The 12,630-nt window shown below is 66.9% G+C and carries 11 protein-coding genes and 2 riboswitches; of the genes, 9 read left to right on the top strand and 2 right to left on the bottom strand.

Features of this window, described 5'->3' with window-relative positions; translation table 11 throughout:
• Positions 1-44 precede the first annotated feature (44 nt).
• The 5 genes from tdh to DBZ45_RS14410 all read left to right on the top strand — a co-directional run bounded on the left by tdh (position 45) and on the right by DBZ45_RS14410 (position 5,640).
• A complete protein-coding gene (gene tdh / locus DBZ45_RS14390) occupies positions 45-1,091 on the top strand; it encodes an L-threonine 3-dehydrogenase (RefSeq protein WP_111904560.1) in 1,047 nt (348 codons plus the stop codon).
• Between the two features lie 64 nt (positions 1,092-1,155).
• The gene (locus DBZ45_RS14395) at positions 1,156-2,352 is read left to right on the top strand and encodes a glycine C-acetyltransferase (protein WP_111904561.1); all 1,197 of its coding nucleotides are present in this window, start codon (positions 1,156-1,158) and stop codon (positions 2,350-2,352) included.
• A 45-nt stretch (positions 2,353-2,397) separates the two neighbouring features.
• On the top strand, positions 2,398-3,516 hold the full coding sequence (locus tag DBZ45_RS14400) for an NAD(P)/FAD-dependent oxidoreductase (protein ID WP_111904562.1): 1,119 nt from the start codon (positions 2,398-2,400) through the stop codon (positions 3,514-3,516).
• An 11-nt stretch (positions 3,517-3,527) separates the two neighbouring features.
• On the top strand, positions 3,528-4,739 hold the full coding sequence (gene hutI, locus DBZ45_RS14405; protein ID WP_111904563.1) for an imidazolonepropionase: 1,212 nt from the start codon (positions 3,528-3,530) through the stop codon (positions 4,737-4,739).
• 112 nt (positions 4,740-4,851) lie between these two features.
• Entirely contained in the window at positions 4,852-5,640 is a 789-nt protein-coding gene (locus DBZ45_RS14410; RefSeq protein ID WP_111904564.1) for a DeoR/GlpR family DNA-binding transcription regulator, read from the top strand.
• Between the two features lie 13 nt (positions 5,641-5,653).
• Here the strand turns inward: DBZ45_RS14410 and DBZ45_RS14415 are convergent, their stop codons facing one another.
• On the bottom strand, positions 5,654-6,334 hold the full coding sequence (locus tag DBZ45_RS14415; RefSeq protein ID WP_111904565.1) for a histidine phosphatase family protein: 681 nt from the start codon (positions 6,332-6,334) through the stop codon (positions 5,654-5,656).
• Positions 6,335-6,421: 87 nt separating this feature from the next.
• On the opposite strand from DBZ45_RS14415, the gene DBZ45_RS14420 reads away from it, so the two are divergent.
• A complete protein-coding gene (locus DBZ45_RS14420) occupies positions 6,422-7,195 on the top strand; it encodes a CPBP family intramembrane glutamic endopeptidase (RefSeq protein ID WP_111904566.1) in 774 nt (257 codons plus the stop codon).
• A gap of 141 nt (positions 7,196-7,336) precedes the next feature.
• On the opposite strand, the gene DBZ45_RS14425 is transcribed toward DBZ45_RS14420, so the two are convergent.
• Positions 7,337-7,975, bottom strand: coding sequence for a VOC family protein (locus tag DBZ45_RS14425; protein ID WP_102970773.1), 639 nt, complete (start codon positions 7,973-7,975; stop codon positions 7,337-7,339).
• 128 nt (positions 7,976-8,103) lie between these two features.
• Positions 8,104-8,221: riboswitch (SAM riboswitch) on the top strand.
• Between the two features lie 40 nt (positions 8,222-8,261).
• Between DBZ45_RS14425 and DBZ45_RS14430 the strand changes: the two genes are divergently transcribed.
• From DBZ45_RS14430 to DBZ45_RS14440, 3 genes are all read left to right on the top strand, one after another.
• Positions 8,262-9,578, top strand: coding sequence for a bifunctional o-acetylhomoserine/o-acetylserine sulfhydrylase (locus tag DBZ45_RS14430; RefSeq protein WP_111904567.1), 1,317 nt, complete (start codon positions 8,262-8,264; stop codon positions 9,576-9,578).
• Positions 9,579-9,682: 104 nt separating this feature from the next.
• Positions 9,683-9,798: riboswitch (SAM riboswitch) on the top strand.
• A gap of 156 nt (positions 9,799-9,954) precedes the next feature.
• Positions 9,955-11,010: a homoserine O-acetyltransferase MetX gene (gene metX, locus DBZ45_RS14435; RefSeq protein WP_111904593.1), complete on the top strand. Its 1,056-nt coding sequence runs from the start codon at positions 9,955-9,957 to the stop codon at positions 11,008-11,010.
• A gap of 215 nt (positions 11,011-11,225) precedes the next feature.
• Positions 11,226-12,608 carry an MFS transporter gene (locus DBZ45_RS14440; RefSeq protein ID WP_111904568.1) on the top strand — a complete coding sequence of 461 codons (1,383 nt, stop codon included), beginning with the start codon at positions 11,226-11,228 and terminating at the stop codon, positions 12,606-12,608.
• The last annotated feature ends 22 nt before the right edge of the window (positions 12,609-12,630 follow it).

A 12,630-nucleotide genomic window follows, 5' to 3' on the forward strand; every position in this document is an offset into this window, starting at 1 on the left:
GAGAATTCACCGCATGCCACCGCATGCCGAACCTAAGGAAGCCAATGAAGGCGCTCTACAAGGCCGGCGCCCACGCCGGGTTTGAACTGACCGACCGCCCGGAACCGGACGCAGGACCCGGCGAGGTCAAGATTCGCGTGCTCACCACCGGCATCTGCGGAACGGACCTGCACATCCAGTCCTGGGACGCCTGGGCGCAAGGCATCATCGAGGCCCCGCTGATCGCCGGCCACGAGTTCTACGGCGAGGTGGTGGCCGCGGGTGAGGACGTGCGCTACGTCAAAGTGGGCGACCGGGTGTCCGGCGAAGGCCACATCGTCTGCGGCATCTGCCGCAACTGCCGTGCCGGCCGCCGCCAGATGTGCATCCACACCGTCAGTGTGGGGGTGCAGCGGGACGGTGCGTTCGCGGAATACGTGGTCATCCCGGAGACGAACGTCTGGGTGCACCAGGACCCGTCCGTCACGCCCGAGCTTGGCGCCATCTTCGATCCCTTCGGCAACGCCGTGCACACCGCGCTCAGCTTCCCGCTGGTGGGCGAGGACGTGCTGATCACCGGCGCCGGACCGATCGGCCTCATGGCCATCGCCGTCGCCCGCCATGCCGGTGCCCGCAAGATCGCCATAACCGACATCTCGGCTCCGCGGCTGGAGCTTGCCCGGCAGCTCGGCGTGGATCTTGCCATCGACGTCTCCAGGACACGGGTCCGGGAAGCGCAGCGGGAGCTGGGCATGCGCGAGGGCTTCGACGTCGGACTGGAAATGTCCGGCCACCCCACCGCGCTGCCGGAAATGATTGACAACATGAACCACGGCGGACGCATCGCCATGCTGGGCCTACCCAGCCAGTCCATCGACATCGACTGGGGCAAGGTGGTCACGCACATGCTCACCTTGAAGGGCATCTACGGCCGCGAGATGTTCGAGACCTGGTACGCCATGAGCGCCATGCTGTCCTCCAGCCCCGCCGTGCACGCCAGCATCTCCGCCGTAGTCACGGACGTGCTGCCGGCCACCCAGTGGGAGAAGGGCTTCGAAATCGCGAAGGCCGGCGTCGGCGGGAAGGTGGTGCTCGACTGGTCGGAAATCTGACCCGAAATCCGGGCCCCTGCCCTTCCACACTTTTCTGACAGTTTCCCAGCCAAGGAGAACCGCCATGTACTCAGCTATCAAGAACCAGCTCCGCGCCGAGCTCGACGACATCCGCACCGCAGGCCTCTACAAGACGGAGCGCCACATCGACTCCGCCCAGGCCAGCCACATCACCGCCGGGCAGATCGGTGAATCCGGCTCTCCCGTCCTGAACTTTTGCGCCAACAACTACCTGGGCCTGGCCGACCACCCCGAGATCATCGCGGCGGCCAAGTCCGCCATGGACGAGCGCGGCTTCGGCATGGCCAGCGTCCGGTTCATCTGCGGCACCCAGGACCTGCACCTCGAACTCGAAGCCAGGGTCTCAAAGTTCCTGGGCACGGAGGACACCATCCTGTTCTCCAGCTGCTTCGACGCGAACGGCGGCGTTTTCGAATCGCTCTTCGGCCCAGAGGACGCCATCATCTCCGATGCCCTGAACCACGCGTCCATCATCGACGGCATCCGGCTCTGCAAGGCGCAGCGGTTCCGTTACGCCAACCAGGACATGGCTGAGCTGGAGGCAAAGCTCGTGGAAGCGAAGGATGCCCGGCGGAAGATCATCGTCACCGACGGGGTCTTCTCCATGGACGGCTACCTCGCCCCGCTGGAGGCCATCTGCGACCTCGCCGAAAAGCACGACGCCCTGGTGATGGTGGACGACTCCCACGCCGTAGGGTTCATGGGACCCACCGGAGCCGGGACTCCCGAGCACGCCGGCGTCTCCCACCGCGTGGACATCTTCACCGGCACCTTCGGAAAGGCACTGGGCGGCGCCTCGGGCGGCTACGTGTCCGGCCGCGCCGAAGTTGTGGCCATGCTCCGGCAGAAGGCCCGCCCCTACCTCTTCTCCAACTCCCTCGCCCCGGCCATCGTGGCGGCCACCATCAAAGCCCTGGAACTCGTGCAGACCTCCGGCGAGCTGCGGGCCACGCTGTTCCGGAACGCGGAGCTGTTCCGCCGCCGGATGACGGAGGAAGGCTTCGAACTGCTCGACAGCGAGCACGCCATTGTGCCGGTCATGTTCGGCGACGCCGTCCTGGCAGCGAAGGTGGCCGACCAGATGCTCCAGCACGGCGTCTACGTCACCGCCTTTAGCTTCCCGGTGGTGCCGCGCGGTGCCGCCCGGATTCGCGTCCAGCTGTCCGCCGCGCACAGTGCTGACGACGTCGAAACCTGCGTCCAGGCGTTCGTTAAGAGCCGGAACGCGGTGGCTGCGTAGGCTCCGGTCACCTGTAGAGTCCGGCCATCTGTAAAGATGGAGCCCATGGCATCAACGTATGACGTAGTCATTGTGGGCGGCGGGATTGCCGGGCTGTCCCTGGCCTCCGCGCTGGCCGGCAAATGCACGGTGGCACTCGTGGAGGCGGAGCAGCAGCTGGCGTACCACACGTCGTCGCGCTCGGCCCGGCAGCTCATCCCCAGTTACGGTCCGCCGGTGGTGCAGGAACTCACCGTCCGCACGCTCGAGCTGATCGCCGGGGATGACGCCGGTCGGCCCGAACCCGTGTTGTCCCCGCGGAGCTTCCTGCTGATTGGGGACGAGGAATCTGTGCAGGCCGAGGCCAGCGGCCAAATGCGCCGGGTCAGCCACCGGGAAGCGCTTGGGCTTTGCCCGGCGCTGAAACCGGAGTCCTTCTCTGCGGCCGGCCTGGACACGGGGTCCTTTGGCTGCAATGCCCCGGTGCTCCTGGAGGGGCACCGGGCGCGCGCCGAAGCTGCCGGCGTGGACATCATCACCGGCGCCCGCGTCCACTCAGCGCAGCGGCTAGGATCCGGCTGGGAGGTCGGCGCCGGGCAGGAAGGCTTCTCCGCCGGCGTTCTGGTCAACGCGGCCGGCGCCTGGGCGGACGAGCTGGCGGTGTTGAGCGGCGTCGAGAAGATCGGCCTGCAGCCGTACCGCCGCACAGCGGCGATTGTCGGCGTCGACCATCCGCTGCCGGAAGGCAGCCCCATGGTGGCCGCCGCCGACGATTCCTTCTACTTCCGCAGGGAAGGCAGCGACGTGCTGATCTCGCCGTCGGAACACGTGGCCAGCCCGGCGGAAGACGCACGCCCGCGCCCCGGGGACGTGGAGCGGGTCATCTCCCGGCTCAATACGCTGACGACGCTGGGGATCGGTCCCGTCCGGACGGCCTGGACCGGCCTGCGCACCGAGGCGGCCGACGGCGTGCCTGTCGTGGGGTTCGACGCCGAGGCGCGCGGCTTCTTCTGGCTCGCCGGCCAGGGCGGCTATGGTTTCCAGACGTCGTCGGGCATCGCGGAACTGGCCGCGGCCCAGATTCTGGCTGGGCAGGACGCCGGTGCCGGGCAGGGCGCTGGCACCGGTCCGGTATCCCGGACGGCGGATGCGCTGGCTGCGACGCGCTGGTCCATCCGACGCTGAAGAATGGATCCATGAGCACACTGATCACCAACATCGCTGAACTGATGACCCAGGACGCGGAGCACCGCGTCCTCAAGGATGCGTCAGTGGTGATCGAGGGTGAACGGATCTCGTGGATCGGCCAGGCATCCGCCGCCCCCGCGGCCGACGAAGCCGTGGACGCGGGCGGCCGGGCCGTGCTGCCCGGCTGGGTGGACTCCCACACGCACCTCATTTTCGCGGGCGATCGGACCGCGGAGTTCGAGGCCCGGATGGCAGGGGAGGAGTACAGCGCCGGCGGCATCGCCGTCACCACTCAAGCCACCCGGAACACCGGCGACTACGACCTCACGCGGCTGGCGCAGGGCCGGGTCGCCGAAGCAGTGTCGCAGGGCACGACGTACCTGGAGACGAAAACCGGCTACGGGCTCGATGTCGAGCAGGAGGCCCGGAGCGCGCGGATCGCCTCGACGGTGGCGGACGAGGTCACCTACCTGGGTGCCCACCTGGTGCCGGCCGGGGCGGATGCGGATGACTACACCAAGCTTGTTTGCGGCCCGATGCTGGATGCGGTCCGCCCCTACGTCCGCTGGGCCGACGTGTTCTGCGAACGGGGTGCCTTCTCGGAGGAACAGTCCCGTGCTGTGCTGCAGGCCTGCCGCGACGCCGGCCTGGGGCTGCGGGTGCACGGCAACCAGCTGGGCCACGGCGCCGGAGTCCGCCTCGCGGTGGAGTTCGGCGCGGCAAGCGTGGACCACGTCAATTATCTTTCGGAGCAGGACATCGCAGACCTCGCCGCCGGCTGGTCGGGCTGGGATGCCGCCGCGGGAACGGGCGGGCGGGGAACGGTGGCCACCTGCCTGCCGGCCTGCGATCTCTCCACCCGCCAGCCGCTGGCCCCCGGCCGCCAGCTCCTCGACGCCGGCGTGCCCGTGGCGCTCGCGTCCAACTGCAACCCCGGCACGTCCTACACGAGCTCCATGGCGTTCTGCGTCACCACCGCCGTTCTCCAGATGGGCCTGAGCGTCCACGAGGCGGTCCGGGCGGCGACGTACGGCGGCGCCCTGGCGCTGCAGCGGGAGTCCGGTAACGACGTCGACGGCGAACGGGCGGTGGGCTCCCTCGCCGTCGGACACCGGGCGGACCTGCACGTCCTCAACGCGCCGTCCGCCACCCACCTCGCCTACCGCCCCGGCATGCCGCTGACCCACGCGGTTTGGCGTGCAGGGGTGCGGGCGCGGTAGTGTCCGGGGGTGCCTTCACCCGCCGGCGGTGACGTAAGATGCTCGTTCGAGGTCTGATACAATCACAAAGCGTCATTTCTTCGTGGCGTTTTTGGATCTTGAAAGGCCCTGCATGACACGCACCGACCGACTGACGGCCATCCTTGATCTCCTTGCCGAGGCCGGCCAGGTGGAAGTCGAGGAAATCGTCACCCGGCTCGGCGTGTCACCGGCCACCGCCCGGCGGGACCTGGACAGCCTGGCCAAGCGGCGGCTGCTGACCCGGACCCGCGGCGGCGCCACCACCGGAGCCCTGGCCTACGACCTTCCCGGCAGGTACAACCGGGACGACCACGCCGTGGCCAAACAGGAGATCGCGCTGGCCGCCTCGGCGCTCATCGCCCCGGGCATGGTCATCGGACTGTGCGGCGGCACCACGAGCACCGCCCTGGCGCAGATCCTGGCCACCCGCGAAGACCTCAACTCGCCGTCGAACCAACCCACCCTGACCGTGGTCACCAACGCCATCAACATCGCCTCGCAGCTGGCCGTCCGGCCCAACATCAAGGTGATGGTGACCGGCGGCATCCTCAACACGCGGTCCTATGAGCTCGTGGGCCCGTACACGGACATCATCATGCAGAAGGTGGTGCTGGACATCGCCTTCATCGGCGTCAACGGCGTGGACCCGGAGGTGGGGCCCACCAACACCGGCGAGGCAGAGGCAACGGTCAACGCCCTGCTGGCCAGCCGCGCCAGCGAGTCCTACGTGATCGCAGACTCCTCGAAGGTGGGCCGCCGGGCCTTCGCGACGATGGACGGCTACAACTTCACCCGGCTCATCACCGACTCTGGCATCTCCGCGGCGGACAAGGCCGCGTTCGAAGCCCGCGGCACCGAAGTGCTCGTGGCCGGCAGCTAGAAAAGAAGACGGCTCAGAAGATCACCGGCGCGGCGTCCAGCACCGTTTCGTCCACCCTCCGGTCCACCCACTGCGTGAACGGGGTGTCCAGTTCGTACTTGCCCGCGCCGTTTTGCACCAGCATTCGGACCTCGGCGTTTTCCGGGTTGTTCAGTGACTCGAAGTACTCCACGGACCAGTGGAACCAGCGCATGCAGAACAGGCGCATGGTCAGCCCGTGCGTGACCAGCAGGGCGTTGGGGGAGTAGTCCGGCTTGGACCAGTGCCGGTACAGGGTCTCCATGAACGAGGAGATCCGGTCGTAGACGTCAGAGCCGGACTCGCCCTCCCGGAAGCGGTAGAAGAAGTGGCCGTAGGCGTTGCGCAGCTCCTTCTGGTCCTCGATGTCGCCGGAGATCTGGAAGTTGGCCCAGTCCTGTTCACGCAGCCGCGGTTCCTCGATCACCCGCTCCGTCAGGGAGCCCAGGTCCAGCGCCTCGAGGGTCTGGTAGGCGCGCAGGTACGGTGAGACGTAGACGCTTACCTGCCGGCCGTCCAGCTCGCGCCGGATGCGTTCCCCGGCGGCTTTCGCCTGCTCCAAGCCGAGCTCCGTCAGCGGAATCCGGTAGTCGGGCACCCTGTTGTAGATGGAGGTATCCGCGTTGGCCGCCGACTGGCCGTGCCGGATCATGATGATTTTCCCGGGAGCGCTCATAGTTTCCCAGCATAGGGTCAGCCCGCGGCCGGACAGGAACCGACTGGCTGACAGGAAAGTACCAGCCGGTGCAGGCAAGATAGGAACATGTTGGTTCCCTCCCGCCGTCGGCTGCGGTTCGAAGTCTGGATTGTCCTCGGGCTGTCGCTGGGCCAGTCCGCCGTCTACTCCGTGGTGCAGCTGCTGGACAAAATGACCCGGGCACCGCTGGCGCAGGGGACGTCCACGCTGAACAGGTCGCAAAGCACCCGCGAGTACTTCGACCTCACCTACCAGCTGCTGGACATCATCTTCGCCCTGGTGCCGGTCCTGCTGGTGATCTACTTTCTGACCGACCAGCGCCAGGCGAAGGCCGGGCACGACGCCGGCTCGGCGTTCCGGAAGCTGGGATTCAACTTCGCCCGGCCGGGCAAGGACCTGCTGCAAGGGCTCGGGCTGGCCGCCCTGATCGGCATCCCGTCGCTGGGCCTCTATGCCGCCGGACGTGCCCTGGGCATAACGACGGCGATCATCCCCAGCGGTCTGGACGCCTACTGGTGGACGGTGCCCGTGCTGATCCTGTCTGCCCTGCGCCACGCGGTCGTGGAGGAAGTCATCGTGGTGGGGTACCTGCTGGACCGGTTCGGCAAATTCGGCTGGTCCGTGCCGCTGGCGATCTTTGTGTCCGCAATGCTCCGCGGCAGCTACCACCTGTACCAGGGGTTCGGGCCGTTCATTGGAAACGCCATCATGGGCGTGGTCTTCGCCTGGATCTACACCAGGACCCGCCGTGTGATGCCGCTCGTCATCGCGCACGCCCTGCTGGATATCGTCGCGTTCGTCGGGTTCAGCCTGTTCGGCAAGGCGGTCGGCCTGGGCTAGGTCAGCCTGGGGTAGGGAACATCCATTCGGCACGGCCGAGGGGCCGGCCAGCGCCGGCCCTTAAAAGTGATTCGGCCGCCGTCGGCGGGTGACGTCATTGGCACCCGCTGATGGCGGCCGAAGTGAAGGGCAGAACGTGCGTCAGATGGTGACGGCGCCCGCTGCGGTTTCGAACGTGACCGAGAGAATGCCCGGCGTTCCGTGCGGGGCGACCCAGTTCACGGCGACGTCCTCCAGCGGCCTTTCGACGGGCTCGCCGAGCCACTCGGTCACGCGCTCGGCAGAACCCGCGATCGTGAGGCTGGACATCTTGACATTGCTGTCATAGGCGTTGGACGGGTGCAGTTCCGCATCGCCCTCCCATTTCAGCATGTAGGGGACCTGCGGGTCGGCGATCAGGCCCAGGATGCCGATCTGCTTCCAGACAAGCTCCCGACCGTCGGGGAACTTGCGGTTGCCGTTGACCGCGGAGCGGCCCAGGCGTTCCTCGAAGGGGGCGAGGTCGTCAACTTCGACGCACCAGCCCATCCAGCCGCCGCCCGCGGCGGACCGGGCCCGGACGGCCTGGCCGAACGGTGCCTTGTCCGACGCCGGGTGGTCAAGTACCTCAACAACCTCGAGGTACTTGTGGCCGGCCAGGGGGATGATCATGTTCCGGGTCCCAAACCGGGGGTGCACCCCACCCTTTACGGCTTCGACGCCCAGGGCAGAGGAGATACGTTCGGTGGTGGCCGCCAGGCCATCGTGTTCACAGGCGTAAGAGACGTGATCCATGCGCATGCCCTCATCTTGGCACTTTGTGACGGGGCTCTCAGCTAAGGGTGACCTAACCCTGCGAAAAGTCCATACTTTGACGAAGTTCTTCACAAAGCTGTGCGCGTAATAGTCCCATTCGTACGCTGATTGCAGGTCATGAGCGCCAGCAAAGAAGGCCCCGGCTCGCTGGCCGGCAACCCTCCAACCGCGGCGGGGTGCCCCGGGTGCAGACCTGGCTGCGCGGCGCCCGCCGTGCGGCAAGCGCGGGCCTGTGCCGGGACCAGCACACGCCCTTCAGCAGAGGAGCCTCATGTCCAACGCATGGTCATTCGAAACCCGCCAGATCCATGCCGGCCAGGCGCCGGACGACGCCACCGGCGCCCGGGCACTGCCGATCTACCAGACGACGTCGTTCGTCTTCCCCAGCGCCGAAAGCGCAGCGGACCGCTTTGCGCTGGCCGAGATCGCACCCATCTACACCCGGATCGGCAACCCTACCCAGGACGCGGTTGAACAGCGCATCGCCAGTCTGGAAGGAGGGCTCGCGGCACTGCTCCTGAGCTCGGGTCAGGCCGCCGAAACGTACGCCATCCTTAACATCGCCGAAGCCGGCGACCACGTGGTTGCCAGCCCCAGCCTCTATGGCGGCACCTACAACCTGCTGGCACACACCCTGAAGAAGTTCGGAGTCTCCGTCACTTTCGTGGCGGACCCGGACAACCTGGAGCAGTGGCGCGACGCCGTGCAGCCGAACACCAAGCTCTTCTTTGCCGAGGTGGTGTCCAACCCCCGGCAGGACGTGCTGGACATCGAAGGCGTCGCCCGGACAGCGCACGAGGCCGACGTGCCGCTGATCGTGGACAACACGCTGTCCACGCCCTACCTCATCAGGCCGCTCGAGTGGGGCGCGGACATCGTGGTGCACTCGGCCACCAAATACCTCGGCGGGCACGGTGCCGCCATTGCCGGTGTCATCGTGGATTCAGGCAACTTCGACTTCGGCAAGGACCCGGAGCGTTTCCCCGGCTTCAATACGCCGGACCCCACCTACAACGGGCTGGTCTATGCCCGGGACCTCGGGGCCGGCGGCGCCCTGGGAGCCAACCTGTCCTACATCCTTAAGGCCCGCGTCCAGCTGCTCCGCGACCTGGGCTCCGCGGTGTCCCCGTTCAATGCCTTCCTCATCGCGCAGGGCCTGGAAACCCTGAGCCTGCGGGTGGAGCGCCACGTGGCCAACGCGGCAGCCGTGGCCGGTTGGCTGGAAGCCCGGGATGACGTGGAGTCCGTGGCCTACGCCGGGCTGCCGTCCAGTCCCTGGTACGAGCGCGGCCTGAAGTACGGGCCCAAGGGCACCGGCGCGGTGGTGGCCTTTACGCTGGCCGGCGGCGCCGAGGCCGGAAAGCGCTTCGTGGATGCCCTGGAACTGCACTCCCATGTGGCAAACATTGGTGACGTCCGCTCCCTCGTCATCCACCCGGCGTCGACCACGCACAGCCAGCTCACGCCGGAGCAGCAGGTCGTGGCGGGGGTTGCCCCCGGCCTAGTCCGGCTGTCGGTGGGCCTGGAGCACATCGATGACATCCTGGCCGACCTCGACGCCGGATTCCGCGCGGCAAAAGGCGCCTGACTTCCCGTGCTACCTGTGTGGCTTCCGGCCCGTGAGGGGCCGGGAGTCACACAGCCGTCACATTCTTAGCGCAGATGTCCGTCTGTTTCGTAAACTGGGCAACAGGTCATGAGTGCCAGCGACAGCCCCGGCTTGCTGGCCGGCAACCCTCCTTCCGCGGTGGGGTGCCCCGGGTGAAGACCTGGCCTGCCGGACAGCTGCCGGCGGGCAAGCGCGTAGAAGAGGTTTACCTGTGACGATTTCTGTCAGCACCGACGTACCCGCCGCCGTAGTTCCGGCCGGCACGGCTCCTAACGGCACAGTTCCGGCCGGCACGGCTCCTAACGGCACAGTTCCCGATGGCGCAAACCAGGACAGCACTGTCCAGTACGTCAACATCGGCAGCCTGGAACTCGAGGCCGGGGGATTCCTGCCGGATGTGACCCTGGCCTACGAAACCTGGGGAACGCTCAACGAGGACGGCTCCAACGCCATCCTCGTTCAGCATGCCCTCACAGGGGACACACATGTGACCCGGGGTGGGGGAACCGAAGAGGGCTGGTGGGAACAGCTCGCCGGGCCCGGTGCGCCGGCGGACACCGACAGGTTCTTCGTCATTTCCATCAACATCCTGGGCGGCTGTTACGGGTCCACCGGGCCGTCGTCGACTGCTCCGGACGGCAAACCGTGGGGTTCACGCTTTCCGCTGGTGACGCTGAGGGACTCTACGGTGGCCGAGGCGCGGCTGGCTGACCGGCTCGGTATCAGCAGCTGGCACTCCGTGGTGGGCGGCTCCATGGGCGGGGCGCGCGCCCTCGAATGGGCAGTAACGTTCCCGGAGCGGGTGCGGCGCTGCGGTGTCATCTCCGTTGGAGCCAGGAGCACGGCCGAACAGATCGCGTTCGCGCAGGCGCAGACGCTTGCCATTCGGCAGGACCTCCACTTCAACGGCGGCGACTACTACGGCGGGCCGGAACCCGCGGATGGCCTGGCGCTCGCACGGCGGATTGCCCACATCACCTACCGGTCTGCCTACGAACTCGATTTCCGGTTCGGCAGGAACGCCCAGGCCGCTGAAGAGCCGCTGCAGGCCGAAGCACTGGGGGGCCGCGGCCGCTACCAGGTGGAGAGCTACCTGGACCACCAGGGCAACAAGCTGGTCCGGCGCTTCGACGCCAACAGCTACATCGCCCTGACGGAAGCACTCATGAGCCACGACGTCACACGCGGCCGCGGAACGCTCAAAGAGGCCCTCGCCCGGACCACCGCTGACTTCTTCGTGGCCGCCGTGGAGTCGGACCGGCTGTACTTTCCCGCCCAGTCGCTGGAGCTTGCGGAGTCCCTGCCCGGAAACGTGGATGTCCACATGATCGATTCCCCGATCGGCCACGATGGCTTCCTCACGGAGATCGGCCAGTTGAACGCCCAGCTCAGGGCACACCTCCTCAGCTGACTTCGGGCTAGGTCCAGGAGGGCGGAGCCGACCTCATCGTGGCGACGCCAATGCCACGCGTGTGCATTAATGCAGATGCGCCTTGCACTATTTGGCGTTGAGCTTGCTTCATCGGCAGACCATACTCGTTGAATCCGGCGTTCGTGGTGCGCATCACACCCCTTCGCCATCGACCGGTCCCCGTGGCGTCGAGGAAGACGCCGAAGGAGTTTGCAATGAGTACGGAAAGCTCCGCCGCAAGGCGTGTAGAGGAAACCGACGTCAAGGCCTCAGGCCTCAAGAAAGTTGTCACGGCATCCATGGCCGGCACCGTCGTGGAGTGGTATGAGTTCTTCCTCTACGCTTCGGCTGCCACCCTGGTCTTCGGCAAGACCTTCTTCCCCAACGCCGGCACTGAGCTGGACGGCATCATCGCCGCCTTCCTCACGTACGCCGTCGGATTCGTTGCGCGCCCGATCGGCGGCATCGTCTTCGGCCACTTCGGCGACAAGTTCGGCCGCAAGCAGCTGCTGCAGCTGAGCATCATCCTGGTTGGCGTCTCCACCTTCCTGATGGGCTGCCTGCCGACGTTCCAGCAGATCGGCTACTGGGCGCCCGCGCTCCTGGTGTTCCTGCGGTTCGCGCAGGGCTTCGCCGTCGGCGGTGAATGGGGCGGCGCGGTTCTCCTCGTCGCGGAGCACAGCCCCAGCAAGTCCCGCGGCTTCTGGGCCAGCTGGCCGCAGTCCGCCGTACCGATGGGCAACCTGCTTGCCACGGCCGTGCTGTTCATCCTGTCCTCGACGCTGACCCAGGAAGCCTTCCTCGGCTGGGGCTGGCGCGTGGCGTTCTGGCTCTCCGCGGTGATCGTCCTGATCGGCTACTACATCCGCACCAAGGTCAACGACGCCCCGATCTTCCTCGAAGCCCGCAAAGAGGTCGAGGCCGGGCACAAGGGCTACGGCGTTGCCGAGGTCTTCAAGCGCTACCCGCGCGGCGTCTTCACCGCCATGGGCCTTCGCTTTGCGGAAAACATCCTCTACTACCTCGTGGTGACGTTCTCCATCACCTACCTCAAGACCGTGGTCCAGGCCGACACGACGCGGATCCTACTCCTGCTGCTCGTGGCCCACGCCGTGCACTTCGCCGCCGTTCCGCTGGTGGGCAAACTGTCGGACCGCTTCGGCCGCAAGCCCGTCTACATGGCGGGCGCAATCCTGGGCGCCACCTGGGGTTTCTTCGCCTTCCCGATGATGGACACCAAGAACGATCTGATCATCCTGGCTTCCATCATGATCGGACTGCTGTTCCACGCGCTTATGTACGCCGGCCAGCCTGCGATCATGGCGGAAATGTTCCCCACCCGGATGCGCTACTCCGGCGTCTCCCTGGGCTATCAGGTGACCTCCATCGTCGCCGGTTCGCTGGCCCCGATCATCGCCGCATCGCTCCTTTCCACCTACAAGTCCTCTGTTCCGGTGGCCATCTACCTGCTCATCGCCTGTGCCATCACCGCCGTCGCCGTGTTCTTCCTGAAGGAGACCCGCGGCGTCTCGCTCCACGACGTGGACGCGGCCGACGCCCAGGGCACTGCCGACCTGCTCGCGGCCGGCAAGAAGTAAACCGGCTTCCGCCCCAACCTAC

The sequence above is a fragment of the Arthrobacter globiformis genome, from assembly GCF_003261175.1.
Classification (GTDB): domain Bacteria; phylum Actinomycetota; class Actinomycetes; order Actinomycetales; family Micrococcaceae; genus Arthrobacter; species Arthrobacter globiformis_A.